Genomic DNA, 17,028 nt, shown 5'->3' on the forward strand with positions numbered 1-17,028 from the left:
TCGATGATGGAACCGAGCGCTCGCCTCGTACTGCTTTCACCCACCCGCCTGGCCGGGGTACGCCGAAGGACCGGCGACCACTGCGACCGGACCGTCGCCGACGCGTGCGCCATCGCTCTGGAGTACTGGGCGACGGGCCGAAGCCCCGAAGGCATCGAGCTGACCCCCGCCACCCTCTTCGCCGACGTCCTCGGCTGGGTGGACAACGGCGGGACCGGCCCCGGCAGTCGGGATGCGGGAGCGGACGGCTGGAGCATCGCCGTCCCCGAGGGCGTCGCGCGGGCCGACGCCCAGCTGGCCCTCGACGACCTGGCCGACTTCCCTGACCGGCCGCTCGGCACCATCAGCCCGACCGGCGCCGCGGAGCGGCTCAAGACCCTGGCCGAGTGGAACGCCACCGACGCCGACCGGGTCCGACCCACCATCGTCGAGATGTTCCGCGAACAGGCGCGGACGAGGCCGGACGCCGTCGCGATCGTCGACGAGCACCGGTCCCTGACCTACCGTGAGGCGACCGAGCGCTCCGCCCAGCTGGCCCATCACCTCATCGGACGCGGGCTCACCGCCGAACAGGTCGTCGGCATCTCGCTCGGCCGCTCCGCCGACATGGTGATCGGCCTGCTCGGCGTCCTCCAGGCGGGCTGCGCCTTCGTGCCGCTCGACCCCCAGTGGCCCGCCGCGCGCCGCGCCGTCGTCATCGAGGACGCCCGCGCCGTCGTGCAGCTCAACGCCACCGGCGAACACGCCCCCGACGAACCGGAAGCCGTCGCAGTCGACCTCGGCGACTGGCGGTTCGGCGCCTGCCCCACCGAGGCCCCCGAGCTGACCGTCCCCGGTGACGCCCTCGCGTACGTGATCTTCACGTCCGGCTCGACCGGGCGGCCCAAGGGCGCGATGATCCGGCACGAGGCGATCAGCGAGCGCCTGCTCTGGCAGTCCTGCGAGATCCTGGGCTTCGGCCACGACGACGCCTCCCTCTTCAAGGCGCCGCTGTCCTTCGACATCTCCATCAACGAGATCTTCCTGCCACTGGTCCGTGGCGGCCGCCTCGTGGTCCTGCGGCCCGGCGGCGAACGCGACCCGCACCACCTGCTCGGCGTGATCGCCGAACAGCGCGTCACCTTCACGTATCTCGTCTCGTCCATGCTGGACGTCCTCCTGGAGATGGCGGGCGACTCCGGGCGCCTGGACAGCCTGCGGCACGTCTGGTGCGGCGGCGAGGTGCTGACTCCCGAGCTCTACGAGCGGTTCCGCACCCGGCTCGGCATCCCGCTGTACCACGGCTACGGACCCGCCGAGACGACGATCGGCGTCTCGCACGTCATCTACCGGGGCGCCGCCGAACGCCTGTCGACATCGATCGGCAAGGCCAACCCCAACACCCAGCTGTACGTCCTCGACGACGAGCTGCGCCCGGTCCCGGTCGGGGTCGGCGGCGAACTGTACGCGGGCGGCTTCCTGCTGGGCCGCGGCTACGTCAACGCGCCCGGCCTGACGGCCTCCCGCTTCGTGGCCAACCCCTTCGCCTCGGACGGCTCCCGGCTCTACCGGACCGGTGACCTCGCCCGGTTCGCCCCGGACGGCTCCCTGGACTTCCTCGGCCGCGCCGACAACCAGATCAAGATCCGCGGCATGCGCCTGGAGATCGAGGACGTCGAGGTCGGTCTCGCGGAGCACCCCGGGGTCCGGTACACCTGCGTCGTCGCGAAGAAGAACACGGCGGGCGGCACCTACCTGGTGGGATACGTCATCCCGGCCGCCGGCCACGCGGACCTGCGGGCCGACGACGTCAAGGCGTGGGCGGCCGAGCACATGGTCGAGTACATGGTGCCCACCCACATCGTCGTGATGACGGAGTTCCCGCTCACCGCCAACGGCAAGCTCGACCGCAAGGCCCTGCCCGAGCCCACCACGGGCACCGGCGCCGTCGCCCCGCCCACCACCGAGAACGAGCGGGTGGTCTGCGCGGCCGTCGCCGCGGTGCTCCAGCTCGACGAAGTCGGCGTCGACCAGGACTTCTTCCAGCTCGGCGGCGACAGCATCCTGACGATCTCGCTGCTGAGCGCGTTGCGCGACGCGGGCCTCTACGTCACGGCGCGCCAGATCTTCACCCACACCGTCGTGGGAGCGCTGGCCGCGGTGGCGAGCCGTGAGGACGTCTCCGCCGTGGACCACGCCGACACCGCGACCGGACCCGTCGCCGGGTCGCCCATCGTGCAGTGGCTCGGTGAGACCACGGACGCGATCGACGGCTTCGTACAGTCCGTGGTCCTCAACACCCCCGCGGAGCTGACCCCCGACGCGCTGGAGGAGGTCCTCGCCGCCGTGCTCGGGCACCACGACATGCTGCGCGCCAGGCTGGTGCGCGGCGACCGCTGGAGCTTCGACATCCCGGAGGCGGCACAGGACGCCCCGGTGTGGCAGGAGAGCGACCTGCCGCTCGACGCGTGCGTCGCCCTCGCCACCGCCGGCCTCGATCCGGACGCCGGCGTCATGCTGCGGGCCGTCTGGCGGCGCGAGGCACGCCAACTGGTCGTCGTCGCCCACCATGTGGTGGTCGACGGGGTCTCCTGGCGGGTCCTGATGGAGGACCTGGCCACGGCCTGGCGCCAGGTCGCCTCGGGCGCGCCGGTCGAACTCCCCCCGGTCGGCACGTCGTTCCGCCGCTGGACCCAGCTCCTCGGGCAGGCGGACTTCACGGCCGACCGCGACTACTTCCGGCGCCCCCTGCCCGCGGCGGACCATCCGGTGGGCCGGCGCGCGCTGTCCGCGGCCGACACCGTCGCGCGGGAGCGGCTGCGGACCGTGTCGGTAGGCCCCGAGGTCACCGCCGCGCTGCTCGGCGAGATACCCGCGAAGTTCCACGCCGGGGTCAACGACGTCCTGCTGACCGCGCTCGCCGTCTCCCTCGCCCGGTGGCGCCGCGACCTCGGCCAGGACCAGACGTTCGCCCACATCGAGCTGGAGGGCCACGGACGCGAGGGGCGGTTCGTGGCGGGCGCCGCGGGCTTCGAACCCGAACTGTCGCGCACCGTCGGCTGGTTCACCACGCTGTTCCCGGTGACCGTCGACCCCGGCACCGCGCCCGACCTCACGGCCCCCGACTACCTCGCCGCCGCGCTCAAGGCGGTCAAGGAAGACCTCGCCCGGGTGCCGAGCAACGGCGTCTCCTACGGCGCCCTGCGCTACCTGACCGACACCGCGTTCGACGCCCCCGCACCGCAGGTGCTCTTCAACTACCTGGGCCGCTTCGACGCGGGAGCCTCCGGCGACTGGCAACTCGCGGGCGCCACCGGCCAGTTGGGTGAGAAGCGCGACCCGGACATGCGCCTGCCGCGCGCCCTGGAGTTCAACGCGATCGCCGAACCCGCCGCGAACGGCCACGAGTACGAGCTGGTCACCACCATCTCCTGGCCCGACGGAGTCTTCACCGACCAGGACGTCGACACCCTCGGCGGCTACTTCCGTACGGCCCTCGCCGGCCTCGCCGCGCTCGACGGGGGCGGCCACTCGCCCAGCGACTTCCCGCTGGTCCAGCTCGCGCAGAGGGACGTCGACGACCTCGAAGGCCCCGGGCTGCGCGACATCCTGCCGCTGACCCCGCTGCAGGAAGGCCTCTACTTCCACTCCGTCTTCGACGACGACTCGGCGGGCGCGTACGTCGAGCAGCAGCTCCTCACCCTTCAGGCGCCGGACGGCGAGGTGGACGCCGACCGCCTCGCGGCTGCGGCCACCCGCCTCCTCACGCTCTACCCGAACCTGGCCGCGCGCTTCACGGCCCTCGCCGACGGTCGGGTGGTCTCCGTCCTGCAGAGCGGCGTCGAGGCGCCGTTCACCACGCTGGACCGCCCCGGCATCACCGACGCCGAGATACGCGAACTCGCCGAGCGGGACCGCCGCGCCGGGTTCGACCTGGCGACCGGGCCGCTGATGCGGTACACGCTCATCCGCGCGGGCGGCGGTCGCGATGTCCTGGTGCAGACCGTGCACCACATCATCGCCGACGGCTGGTCGGTGCCGCCGATGCTGCGCGCGCTGCTCACCGAGTACCACGCGCCGGGCACCGTGCACCCGCTCGGCGGCTTCACCGACTACGTGGGCTGGCTCGCCGGACGCGACGACGACGAGAGCGACCGGGTGTGGCGCGAGGAGCTCGCCGGGCTGCCCGGTCCCTCGCTCGTCGCCGAGGGGCACACGCCTTCCGACCGGTTCGCGGACACCGCCGTGGCGCCGGGCGACGACATCGACGCGGCCGTCCGCACGGCCGGTGTGCCGCTGAGCGCGGCCGTGCACAGCGCCTGGGCGGTGACGCTGGGCACTCTCCTGCACGGCAGCGACGTCGTCTTCGGCTCCACCGTCTCCGGGCGCGACGCCGATGTGCCCGGCATCGGGGACATGGTCGGCCTCTTCATCAACACCATTCCCGTGCGCGCCCGTTGGACGGGCACGACCACGGCGCGCGACCTGCTCGCCTCGGTGCGGGAGCACCAGAGCGCCGTCCTGCCGCACCAGCACGTCTCACTGGCGCGGATCGGCCGCCAGGCGGGCGCGGGACCGCTGTTCGACACCCTCGTGGTGTTCGACGTCGCGACCGACGTCGACAGCCTGCGGACCCCCGACGCCGAACTCGTCATCACCGACATCGTGAACGAGGGCGCCCCGCACTACCCGCTGACCCTCGTGGTGGAGCGGACGCCCGACGGCCGCCCGCGCTTCAACCTCATCTACGACGGTGAACTGCTCCGCGAGGAGAGCGCCCAGGCCGTCCTGCGGACCTTCGGCCACGCCCTCACCGGCCTGCTCACCCGGCCCGACGCACCGGTCGACGCCCTGGTCGAAGGCCTGGCACCCGCCGGTGGCCGGCTGCCCGCCCGCGTCGAGAAGACGACCCTGGCCGGCCTGTTCGACGCCGCCGCGCACCGGAATCCGACGGCCACAGCCGTCACCCAGTGCGCCCTTGACGGCGGCACCAGGTCCCTCACGTACGGCGAACTGGCCGCCGCGAAGGACGAGTTGGCCCGCACGCTGCGTGCGGCCGGGGTAGGCCCCGGCAAGCGGGTCGCCGTCGCCGTCCCGCGCTCCGTCGAGCAGGTCGTCGCCCTGGTCGCGATCGTCACGGCGGGCGGCGCCTACGTACCGCTGGACCTGGCGTACCCGGACGAGCGCCTGGAGTACGTCATCACCGACGCCGCTCCGGAGGTCGTCCTCGTCGACCGCGAGCACCGGGACCGCTTCACCGGCCTCATCGACCGGGCAGGACTGCCGGCTCGTGTCCTGGTCCAGGGGGAGGAGCCGCCGGCGGACACCGACGGGAACCCGGCCGCAGGCGCCGACTGGCACGACCCCGCGTACGTGATCTACACGTCCGGCTCGACCGGCCGCCCCAAGGGCGTCGTCGTGCCGCACTCCAGCGTGGTGACGCTGCTCGCCAACACCCGGGCGGACATGGGCTTCGGGCCCGACGACGTGTGGGTCCAGTTCCACTCCTTCTCCTTCGACTTCGCGGTCTGGGAGCTGTGGGGCGCGCTGGCGCACGGCGGTGAGCTGCTGGTGCCGGAGTACGGTCTGACCCGCTCGCCGGTCGACTTCCACCGGCTCGTCCGCGAGCGCGGGGTGACCGTCCTCAACCAGACGCCGTCGGCGTTCTACCAGTTCATCGAGGCCGACCGGCATGCCGGTGAACCGGCCCGCGCGCTGCGGAAGATCATCTTCGGTGGTGAGGCGCTGGACCTCGGGCGCTTGCGCGGCTGGGTCGAGCGGCACGGCACGGCGTCGCCCGAGCTGGTCAACATGTACGGCATCACCGAGACCACCGTGCACGTCACGCACCGGGTGCTCAGCGACGCGGATTTCGGTCCCGGCGACGACGTCAGCCCGATCGGCGGCCCGCTGCCCGGCCTGGTCACCTACCTGCTCGACGACCGGCTCCGGCCGGTGCCGCCGGGCCGGGTGGGCGCCATCTACGTCGCGGGTGACCAGGTGGCGCTCGGCTACCTCGGCAGGCCGGGCCTGACCGCGGGCCGGTTCGTGGCGAACCCGTTCGCGGACGACGGCTCCCGGATGTACCACACGGGTGACCTGGCCCGCCGCACGCTCGACGGCGAGCTGGAGTTCGCGGGCCGCGCCGACGACCAGGTGCAGCTCAAGGGGTTCCGCATCGAGCTCGGCGAGGTGGAGTCGGCGGTCCGCGGACTCGACGGGGTGGTCGACGCGGCCGTCACCGTCGCGGACACCGGCGACCACCTGATCGCGCACGTCGTGGGCCGGGTCCCGGGCGACCTCGCGGCACTGCTGTCGACGAAGCTCCCGGTGCACATGGTGCCGAGCCGGGTCCTGCCGGTCGACGCCCTGCCGCTCACCGTCAACGGCAAGCTGGACCGCAAGGCGCTCACGGAGCGGGCGGCCACGCCGGAGACCTGCCCGACCAGCCACGAAGCGCCCACAGGTGAAGCCGGGTCTGCGCTCACCCAGCTGATCGGCATCTTCACGGAGACGCTGCCCGGCGCCGCCGTGGACGCCGACACCGACTTCTTCACCGCCGGTGGCGACAGCATCGTCGCCATCACCGTCATCAACCGGGCCAGGGCGCTCGGCCTGCCGATCGCGCCCCGGGACGTGTTCCTGCTCCGTACGCCGCGCGCGCTCGCCGAGCACCTGGCAGCGAGTACGCCGCAGGCCGCCGCGCCCGCACCGGCCCGCAGCGCGGACGGCCCGCTGCCGCCGACGCCGATCATGCTGCGCCAGCGCGAACTCGGCGGCTCACTGGACCGGTTCGCCCAGGCCAGGACGGTGCCGGTCCCCGAGGGAGTCGGCTTCGCCGACATCGGGCGCGCCGCGAACGCCGTCGTGGCCGCGCACCCGGCGCTGCGGCTGCGGCTGCGCGTCGAGCACGGCGTGTGGGCACTCGGCACCGAACCCGCCCGCGAGGTCGCCGTCGTCCGCACGGACGCGGCGGACGCCACCGCGGCGGCGAACGAGGCCGCCGGACGGCTCGACCCCGAATCCGGGGACGTCATCGCGTTCTCCTGGCTCGACGCGAGCCGCACCCTGGTCGTCACCGTGCACCACCTCGCCGTCGACGCGGTGTCCTGGCTGGTCATCCTCGACGACCTCACCACCGCGCTCGGCGGCGCCGGGCTCGTGCCGCCGACGACGTCCTACGCGGAGTACGCCGAGGCGCTGACGCTCCGGTCCACCGAGGCGAGCGACACCCTCGGGCACTGGATCGACACGCTCGGGGCGCCTGGACTCCTCTCGTCCGTGGGGGCTCTGCGCGAGAGCACCGTCGTACTCCCGCCCGACGTGAGCGACCGCGTGACCCGCACCGCGCCCGCCGCGCTCGGCGTCGGCCTCACCGAGCTGCTCTGCGGCGCGCTGCGCACCGCGCTGACCCGCGTCCAGCCGTCGCCCACCGACCTCGCGGTCGATCTGGAGCGGCACGGCCGGGTCCCGGCGCTCGAACACCACGACTACACGCGCACGGTGGGCTGGTTCACCTCCATCGCGCCCGTGCGCCTCACCGCGCACACCGACCCCGTCGCCGCCGCGCGCGAGGTCGCCGCACGCCAGCCGGACGAGGACGGGCACACCGCGTACGGCAGGCTCCGCTACCTCAACCCGCAGACCGCGCCCCTGCTGACCGCCCGCCCGCAGGTCCTGTTCAATTACCTCGGCCGGGGCCGCGAATCGCAGGCGCCGCAGATCACCGGCGGCGAGCAGCCCAGCCCGTACGCCGTCGAGGTCAACGCGTGGACCGACGACGCCACCGGCAGCCTGCACGCCGCCTTCACCCTCGCCGAGGGCGTCCCCGACGACATCACCGAGCACTGGACGCGCGCACTGGAGCGTGTCGCGGACGCGTCCGCGACCGCCGAGCGCACGGCGCCCGTCACCCCGCTCCAGCGCGGCCTGTACTTCCAGGCCCAGCTGGCCGGTTCGGCCGGGCACTACGTCGCCCAGAGCTGGTTCGCCTTCGACCAGCGTCTTGACACCGACGCGCTGGCCGAGGCGATGGCGCACGTCATCGCGCGCCACCCGGCCGTCGGCGCGGGCTTCACCACCGACGACGACGGCAACCCGGTCCAGGTCCTCAAGGCGGGCCGCCGCGTCGACGTCCGTACCGTCGAACTGACCGATGAAGCCGAGGTCGAGGCGCTGCGCACCCGCGACCGCGACACCGGCTTCGACCCGGCCGAACCGCCGCTGATCCGGCTGACCGTGGTCCGCCTGCCCGAGGGCCGCGACGGCCTGCTGCTCAGCTACCACCTGCTGCTGTGGGACGGCTGGTCACGCGAGATCGTGCTGCGGGACCTGTTCGACGCCTACGAGGCCGTCCTCGCGGGCGAGCCCCTCGACGCGGCCCCGGCCACGCCGGGCTTCGAGGAGTACGCCCGGACGCTCGCCGCCAAGGACCCCGCCGTATCCGAACGCTTCTGGGCGGAGCACCTGGCCGGGCTGCCGGGCCCGACCCTGCTCGCCGGGCCGACGCCGGTCCTCTCCCAGGAGCTGCCGCCCGCCCTCGTGCACACCCTCACCGCCGACCAGTCGGAGGCGCTGCGCGACGCGGCCAAGGCGCACGGCGTCACGCTCAACTCCGTGCTCACCGGCGCGTTCGGGCTGCTGCTCGGCGCGCACACGGGGCGCAGTGACGCGGTGTTCGGCGTGACCGTCTCCGGGCGTGACGGCGAGGGCCTGTCCGACATCGTCGGCGTGCTGCTCAACACCGTGCCCATGTGGACGCGGGCCAGGCCCGACGACACGGTCGGCGGCTACCTGTCGGCCGTGCAGGCGTCCCGGGTCGAGGCGATGGAGCACGAGCACCTCGGGCTCGGCGAGATCCAGCGGGCCAGCGGCCACGACACCCTCTTCGACAACCTCTTCGTCCTCCAGAACTTCCTGGACATGGACGCGTTCGCCGAGATGAACGCCCGCCACGGCATCACCTCGGTGAAGGCCGACGACTCCACGCACTACCCGTACACCTGGGTCGTCACGCCCGGCGACCGGCTCACGGTCAAGCTGGAGCACCGCCACGGCGACACCGGTGAGGCCCGCCGTCTCCTCGACGACTACGTACGGGTCCTCGACGACCTGGCCCGCGCGACCGGCCCCCTCGGCACGCTGCCGGGCCTCGGCCGGGAGCCCGCGCCCGCCGAACGCACCGACGTCGGCACGGACACCGTCGTCGACCGGTTCGACCGGGCGGCCGACCGCGACCCGGACCGGATCGCCCTCGTCGCGCACGGCGCGACCATGACCTTCGCCGGCCTGCGGGACCGCAGCCGCGCGGTGGCGGGCGTGCTCGCCGCGCGCGGCATCGGCCCCGAGACCACCGTGGGCCTCGCGATTCCGCGCTCGCTCGACTCCATCGTGGCGCTCTTCGCCGTACTGCGCGTCGGCGCCGCCTACGTACCGCTGGAACTGGACCACCCCGACGAGCGGATCGCGGCGATCGTCGCGGACGCCCGCCCCGCCGTGATCCTCACCGTGAGCACGGTCTCGCCCCGGCTCACCGGCGGCCCGGCCGGCTCCGGCGAGCTGATCGAACTGGACCGCCCGCTGCCCGCGGCCGAGCCGTACACGACGTTCGCGCCGGACGACCCGGACCGCCTGCGCCACCCCGCGTACACGATCTACACCTCGGGTTCGACGGGGCGGCCCAAGGGCGTGGTGACCGAGTACGCCGGGCTCACCAACATGCTGATCAACCATCAGCGCCGGATCTTCGAGCCCGTCCTCGCGGACCACGGCCACCGCACCTTCCGCATCGCCCACACCGTGTCGTTCGCGTTCGACATGTCGTGGGAGGAGCTGCTGTGGCTCGCCGACGGCCATGAGGTGCACATCTGCGACGAGGAGCTGCGCCGCGACGCGCCCGGCCTGGTCGCGTACTGCGCCGAACACGCCATCGACGTCATCAACGTGACCCCGACGTACGCCCAGCAGCTGGTGGCCGAGGGCCTGCTCGACCAGCCGGAACGGCGGCCCGCGCTCGTGCTGCTCGGCGGCGAGGCCGTCACCCCGGCGCTCTGGCAGCGGCTCGCCGAGACCGAGGGCACGGTCGGCTACAACCTCTACGGACCCACCGAATACACCATCAACACCCTCGGCGTCGGCACCTTCGAATGCCAGGATCCGGTGGTGGGCGTCGCCATCGACAACACCGAGGTCTACGTCCTCGACCCCTGGCTGCGGCCCCTGCCGGACGGTGTTCCGGGCGAGCTGTACGTGGCGGGCATCGGCATCGCCCGCGGCTACCTCGGGCAGCCGGGACAGAGCGCGCACCGCTTCGTCGCCTGCCCGTTCGGCGCGCCCGGCGAGCGCATGTACCGCACCGGTGACCTCGTCGTGCGCAGGCCCGACGGGAACCTGACGTACCTGGGCCGCACCGACCAGCAGGTCAAGATCCGCGGCCACCGGGTCGAATTGGGCGAGGTCGAGGCGGCGTTCGCGGCGCACCCGGCGGTGCGGTTCACCGCGGCGGTCGCCCAGCCCGACCCGCAGGTCGACGGCGCCTACCGCCTCGCCGCCTACCTGGTGCTCGACGGCGCCGACCTGGCCGCCGTCGCCGCAGAAGTGGGCGCCGGGCTTCCGGACTTCCTGCGTCCGACGCACTACGCCGAGGTCGACAGCATCCCGCTGACCGTGAACGGCAAGGCCGACACCAAGGCCCTGCCGGAGGCCAAGCCGCTCGGCGCGCTGACCACGGCGGGGGAGCGCGGCCCTGAGACCGAGACGGAGAGCGTGGTCTGCGAGTTCTTCGCGGAAGCCCTGGACCTCGACGACGACGAGGTGAGCGCGGTGAGCGATTTCGTGTCCCTCGGCGGACACTCCATGCTGGCGGTGCGCCTCATCGGGCTGCTCCGCCGGGAGTACGGCCCCGTGGTCACCATCCGTGACCTGTTCACCCTCCGAACCCCGGAAGCGATTGCCCGCCACCTCGATGACAACTCCTGACACGACACCCGAGACAACTCCCGAGGCGACTCCCGAGACAACTCCCGAGGGGACTTCTGCCACCCCGCCGCACGGGGCTCCTGACCCGCAGGAGCCCCGCCGAGGGGCCGACATCCTCAAGGCCGCGCTGCGCCGCAACGTCGGCGCCATGGCCCTGGGCACCCTGCTCATGGGCCTGTACCAGGCGGGCGAGACGGCCTTCCCCATCGCGCTCGGCCTGATCGTCGAGCACACGATGAAGGACGACCGGACCCTCGGCGCGCTCGGCCTGTCGATCGGCGCGCTCGCCGTGATCATCACGACCGTCTCGCTGTCGTGGCGGTTCGGCATGCGCGTCCTGCAGAAGGCCAACACGACGGAGGCGCACCGCTGGCGGGTGCGGGTCGCGGCCTGCGGGCTCCAGCCGGTGGCCAGGAAGGTCGACCTGAAATCCGGCGAGGTGCTGACCATCGCCACGGAGGACGCCGACCAGACCGCGGACATCATCGAGGTGGTGCCGCTCCTCATCAGCTCACTGGTCGCGGTGGTGGTCGCCGCGGTCGCCCTCGGCATGGCCGACCTCCGGCTCGGCCTCCTCGTGATCGTCGGAACGGTCGCGATCCTGTCGGTCCTCAGCGTCATGTCCAAGCGGATCGGCTCAAGCACCCGCGAACAGCAGGCCCGGGTGGCGCGGGCCGGCGCGAAGGTCGCCGACCTGATCACCGGCCTGCGCCCGCTGCACGGGTTCGGCGGCAACCACGCGGCGTTCCGCTCCTACCGGACGGTCAGTGCGGAGGCGAAGCACCAGTCGGTCACCGTCGCCAAGGTGAACGGCGTCTACGCGGGCACGGCCCAGGCCCTCAACGCGGTCCTCGCGGCCGCGGTGACCCTGACGGCGGGCTGGCTGGCCTTCGAGGGCCGGATCACCATCGGTGAACTCGTCATGGCCGTGGGCCTCGCGCAGTTCATCATGGAGCCGCTCAAGATGTTCTCCGAGATGCCCAAGTACGTGATGATCGCGCGGGCATCGGCCGAGCGGATGGCGCTGGTCCTCTCGGCGCCGCCGGTCACGAACCCGGGCCCGGGCCGCCCCGCAGCGGGCGGCGACCTGGCGGTCGACGGCGTCCGGTACGGCTCTCTGCAGGACCTCACCTTCACGGTGGCGGCCGGCGAGTTCGTGGCGATCGCCGGTTACCAGCCGCGCCCGGTGGCCGACCTCGCGTCGGTCCTGGCCGCGCAGGTGCCGCCCGAGGCGTACGAGGGAGTGGTGCGGCTCAGCGGCCAGGATCTGGCCGGCCTGTCGGTCGAGGCGGTCCGCGAGCACATGCTGGTGAACCCCTACGACGGGGAGATCTTCGCGGGCACCCTGCGCACCAACATCGACCCGTCGGGCACCAGCCGCTCGCTCCCCGAGGCGGTCGAGGCGTCCATGCTGACCGATGTCGTGGCCCTGCACCGCGAAGGACTCGACTACCCCGTCCGTGACCGGGGCGCCAACCTCTCCGGAGGCCAGCGCCAACGCCTCTCCCTGGCCCGCGCGCTGGCCGCCGACACGGACATCCTCGTCCTGCACAACCCGACGACGGCCGTCGACGCGGTCACCGAACAACTCATCGCCCGCAACGTGGCCAAACTCCGCCGGGGCCGCACCACGGTAGTACTCACCACCAGCCCCGCCCTCCTGGACGCCGCGGACCGAGTCCTGGTCCTGAACGACGGCAGGATCACCGCAGAAGACACCCACCGGAATCTCCTCGCCCATGACGAGGCCTATTGCTTGGCGGTGGCGCGCTGAGGTGAGGCCTGCGCAAGTGGCACGTCCGGTTGAGGCGGGCGAAGGTCCCGCCAGGGGCGCGGGGAACTGCGCGATCGGCCCCCACCGGGCCGGTGGGGGACCTACATGTCTGAGGTGAGGGTCGCGGGTCGGGTCGGGGCGGGCGAAGGTCCCGCCAGGGGCGCCGGGAACTGCGCGAACGGCCCCCACCGGGCCGGTGGCCGACTTACATGCCCAGGAACCGAGCACCCGCCCACAGCCCCGCCCCGCCCCGCCAACGCGCTAACGCAGAACCCACGCCACATCCCTCAGCAGCCCCTCCCGCCACCCAGCCCGATCATGCCCAGCCGCCGCCCGAGAAACCCGCACGACCGCTCCCGCCCCCTCAATCAACCCCTCGACCACCTCGCAATGCGGCAGCATCGCCCCCTCGTGCTCCCCGACATCGAACGCGATCCGCAGCCCGGACAGGTCGGGCACCCCGGCTGGACCGGACGGGGCCGACGGGGCGGACGTGCCGGACAGGTCGGACGTGCCGGACAGGTCGGCAGACCCCCGCTCCCGAAGACGCGCCGCAACCGCCCCCCCGACCGCCCCGCCCATCGGGTCCGCCGAGCCCACCGCATCCCGCGACCACCAGAACGACGGCGACTGGCAGGCGACGCGGGACACCAGCTCCGGGAACTCCAGCGCCGCGTACACCGCGCTCAGCCCACCGAGGCTCTGCCCCGCGACCACCAGCCGGTCGAGATCGGCAGGCACACCGCACTCCGCGACCAACGGCAGCAACTCATCGCGCACCGCCTCCCACAGCGCACGCTCGCACGTGAACTCGGCCTCCCGGTCCTTGGCCGGGAGGAAGACGAGCGTGACCGCAGGCATCTCACCGGCGGCGAACGCCGCGTCGAACGCGTCCATGGCCGGGTGCAGATACAGCCAGTCGTCCCCGTCGAGCAGCAGCACCACCGGCCCGCCCCCGCCCACCGGATGCACCCGCACCGTGCGCCGCCCGCCGAGCCGCTCACTGGCCCAGCGGATCCGCGTACGCGGAAGAGGCAGGATGTCGTCCGCGCCGACGAGCGGCCAGTGCGGCTGGGCCGGCGCGTCCGGCGTGGCGGCGATGGACCGGTCGCCGCCCGCGCCCACGGGGTTGAGCGGATCGGCGTACGCCGCGTCGTCCACGAGGAACTGGTAGGTCACCCGCAACCGCGCGGGCATGCGCACCTCGGCGTACCAGCAGTCCGTGTCGCCCCACCGGCGCAACGGCACCGGCGGGGACCAGCTCTCGAAGCCGACGCTCACCGACGACCCGTCACCCGCCGCCTCGCCGCGTCGGCGCCACAGGAAAAGGGTGACCCAGCCGTCACCGCCGCCATCAGCACGTACCGACACCGGCACCGACACCGGCCCCCGGACCACCCCCGCCCAGAACGCTTCGGTGCCGGGCTCGCCGGACAGGCCGTACCCGGCGAAGGCGCCCGAGGCGTTCTCCGTGTGCATGAACGTCTCCTTGTGAGAGGGAAGGGGGACAGGCTAAGCTCCCAATAATTAGGGGAGCCTAACCTAATCAAGGCTTCCCCTTCCATCCCGTACCGCCGTCTGAACAGGCCCTGTTCCGGCCCGCGTTCAGCGCTCGTCGCGCCGCAGGAGGCACTGACCCATGAGCACCAACCCCTTCGACGACCCCGAAGGCCGTTTCGTGGTCCTGGTGAACGACGAGGGGCAGCACTCGCTCTGGCCGTCCTTCGCCGAGGTCCCCGGAGGGTGGACGATCGCCTTCGCCGAGAACACCCGGGACGCCTGCCTGGAGTACGTCGAGACCAACTGGACCGACCTGCGCCCCAGGTCCCTCGCGGAGTCCATGGACAGCTGACTGCCCGCGTACCCGGGACCGTCCGCGTACCCGGGACCCCCCGCGTACCCGGGACCGCTCACCACCCCGTACGCAATCATCAGCGGCTCGTGAGAATGATGAGCCGCTGAGTCGCCCGGGTCATCGCGACATAGCGGTCGACCGCTCCCTCGATGCCCTCGCCGAACGCCTCCGGGTCGACGAGGACGACCAGGTCGAACTCCATCCCCTTGGCCAGCTCCGGCGTCAGCGACCGGACCCGGGACGTCGCCCGGAACGTCGGATCGCCGATGACGCAGGCCACCCCCTCGGCGTGCTCGTCGAGCCAGCCGCCGACGACCGAGTCCAGCTCCGCCACCGTCCCGTGGACGACGGGGATGCCGCTGCTGCGGATCGACGTCGGCACGTTGGCGTCCGGCAGCGCGGCCCGGATCACCGGCTCCGCCTCCGCCATCACCTCTTCCGGCGTACGGTAGTTGATGCTCAGGGATGCCAGCTCGACCCGGTCCAGCCCGGCCCGCCGCAGGCGTTCCTCCCACGATTCGGCGAACCCGTGCCGCGCCTGGGCGCGGTCCCCGACGATGGTGAAGCTCCGCGACGGGCAGCGCAGCAGCAGCATCTGCCACTCCGCGTCGGTCAGTTCCTGCGCCTCGTCCACGACGATGTGCGCGAACGGCCCCGCGAGCCGGTCCGGATCGGCGGTGGGCAGGGCGCTCTCGTCGATCAGGCTGTCCTGGAGGTCCTTCCCGCGCAGCATCCGCACCGCGCCCTCGCTGTCGTCACCCGCCGAGTTGAAGTCGGCGGCCGAGACGATGTCGTCGATCACGAGAGCCATGCGCTCGCGCTCGGCGGCGACCGCGGCGGCCCGGCGGCGCTCCAGCCGCGCCGCCTCCGGGTCGCCGAGCCGCTGCCGCGCCGCGTCGAGCAGCGGCAGGTCGGACACGGTCCAGGCCTGCGGTGCCTCCTTGCGCTGCAACTTCGCCACGTCGTCGCGGTCCAGCCAGGGTGCGCACATCCGCAGATACGCGGGGACCGTCCACAGGTCGGAGACCAGGTCGACGGCCTCGATGAGCGGCCAGGCCCGGTTGAGGGTGGTGACCAGTTCCCGGTCCTGGCGCAGCGACCGCAGGTAGGCGTCCGCCGAGATGCCGTCCTCCTCCTCGTCCATGCCCTGCTTGTCCATCAGGATCGTCGCCAGCTCCTCCCAGATCTGCTCGCGCGCCTCGTTGTGCGGGGTGCCAGGACCCGGCGCCCGGAAGGCCTCGGCCCAGTCGTCGGCGCTCACCCGGACCTCGGACCAGGCCGTCGTGACCGACAGAGCGTCGGTGGGCGGCTCCTCGTAGAACCTGACGGCCTTCTCGATCGCCCCCACCATCCGCGCCGACGATTTCAGCCGGGCCACGTCCGGGTCGGCCTCGGTGGCCGCCTCTGCGCCCTCGGTGACGAGGTCCCGCAGCGTGCAGGTCTGCACACCCTCCTCGCCGAGGCTGGGCAGGACGTCGGCGACGTAACCGAGGTAGGGCTCGTGCGGCCCGACGAAGAGCACGCCGCCGCGACGGTGGCCGAGGCGCGGGTCGGAGTAGAGGAGGTAGGCGGAACGGTGCAGGGCGACGACGGTCTTGCCCGTGCCCGGGCCGCCGTCCACGACGAGCGCGCCGCGCGAGCCCGCGCGGATGATGGCGTCCTGGTCGGCCTGGATGGTGCCGAGCACGTCGCGCATCCGGGCCGACCGGTTGCCGCCGAGGCTGGCGATGAAGGCGGACTGGTCGTCCAGCGCGGCGTGGTGTTCGAGGCCCTCGGCGGTGAACACCTCGTCCCAGTAGTCGCTGATCCGACCGCCGCCCCAGCGGTATCTGCGGCGGCTCACAAGTCCCATCGGGTTGGCGTGGGTCGCCGCGAAGAACGGTTCGGCGGCGGGTGAGCGCCAGTCGACGAGGAGCCGGCGGCCCTCGCTGTCGGTGAGGCCGAGCCGCCCGATGTACAGGGGCTCGGTGTCGTCCGCGGCGACCACGCGCCCCAGACACAGGTCGAGGCCGAAGCGGCGCAGTGCGCGCAGGCGCCCGCTCAGCCGGTGGATCTCCGAGTCCCGGTCCATCGCCTCCCGGCCGATGCCACCCGGCGCCTTGCGCAAGTCGTCGAGACGGCCGGAGAGTTCGGCGATGGTCTGGTCGAGGCTCTCCGCGATGGCCGCGAAGTGCCGGTCGTCCGCGGCGATCAGCGCCGGGTCGGCCTTGTGCGAGAGGTTGTCGGCAAGGTGGAAAGCGCTGGTGGCCAAGGGGTTCACGTCATCATCTCCGATCCGAGGCCAGCGATTGTGCGCCAGGACCGGGGCCTTGCCGCAAGCCCCCCGGTGCGCTATAAGTTGAGAGTGGCAAGAGGTGAGTACTTCCCTCTTGCCTTTCTTGTTGCCGCGTGATGAGTGCGTGGCGTTTTCCTCGCCCTTCCCAAAACGAGCAGCGTCGGGGCG

At 72.7% G+C, this 17,028-nt stretch carries 5 protein-coding genes; 3 read left to right on the forward strand and 2 right to left on the reverse strand.

What is annotated here, in order from left to right; genetic code table 11:
• Window positions 1–3: 3 nt before the first annotated feature.
• Window positions 4–10,956 carry an amino acid adenylation domain-containing protein gene (locus tag ACFVYR_RS19650; RefSeq protein WP_384257314.1) on the forward strand — a complete coding sequence of 3,651 codons (10,953 nt, stop codon included), beginning with the start codon at window positions 4–6 and terminating at the stop codon, window positions 10,954–10,956.
• A 148-nt stretch (window positions 10,957–11,104) separates the two neighbouring features.
• Complete coding sequence (locus ACFVYR_RS19655) at window positions 11,105–12,730, forward strand: ABC transporter ATP-binding protein (protein WP_384257383.1); 1,626 nt, start codon at window positions 11,105–11,107, stop codon at window positions 12,728–12,730.
• Between the two features lie 261 nt (window positions 12,731–12,991).
• On the opposite strand, the gene ACFVYR_RS19660 is transcribed toward ACFVYR_RS19655, so the two are convergent.
• Window positions 12,992–14,209: an alpha/beta hydrolase-fold protein gene (locus ACFVYR_RS19660; protein ID WP_384257311.1), complete on the reverse strand. Its 1,218-nt coding sequence runs from the start codon at window positions 14,207–14,209 to the stop codon at window positions 12,992–12,994.
• Window positions 14,210–14,369: 160 nt separating this feature from the next.
• Here ACFVYR_RS19660 and ACFVYR_RS19665 point away from each other — a divergent pair, with 160 nt between their 5' ends.
• On the forward strand, window positions 14,370–14,582 hold the full coding sequence (locus tag ACFVYR_RS19665; RefSeq protein WP_384257309.1) for an MbtH family protein: 213 nt from the start codon (window positions 14,370–14,372) through the stop codon (window positions 14,580–14,582).
• Window positions 14,583–14,661: 79 nt separating this feature from the next.
• Here ACFVYR_RS19665 and helR read toward each other — a convergent pair whose 3' ends face one another.
• Window positions 14,662–16,845 (reverse strand): RNA polymerase recycling motor ATPase HelR, encoded by a 2,184-nt coding sequence (helR, locus tag ACFVYR_RS19670; protein ID WP_384257307.1) that lies wholly within the window; start codon window positions 16,843–16,845, stop codon window positions 14,662–14,664.
• Between the last annotated feature and the right edge of the window lie 183 nt (window positions 16,846–17,028).

The sequence above is a fragment of the Streptomyces sp. NPDC058284 genome (assembly GCF_042881135.1).
Taxonomy (GTDB): domain Bacteria; phylum Actinomycetota; class Actinomycetes; order Streptomycetales; family Streptomycetaceae; genus Streptomyces.

Excerpts from the sequence above, each read along its gene's own strand:
- ACFVYR_RS19660 (WP_384257311.1), bottom strand. The coding sequence starts at position 14,209 with ATGCACACGGAGAACGCCTCGGGCGCCTTCGCCGGGTACGGCCTGTCC.
- ACFVYR_RS19655 (WP_384257383.1), top strand. The coding sequence starts at position 11,105 with ATGGCCCTGGGCACCCTGCTCATGGGCCTGTACCAGGCGGGCGAGACG.
- ACFVYR_RS19650 (WP_384257314.1), top strand. The coding sequence starts at position 4 with ATGATGGAACCGAGCGCTCGCCTCGTACTGCTTTCACCCACCCGCCTG.
- ACFVYR_RS19665 (WP_384257309.1), top strand. The coding sequence starts at position 14,370 with ATGAGCACCAACCCCTTCGACGACCCCGAAGGCCGTTTCGTGGTCCTG.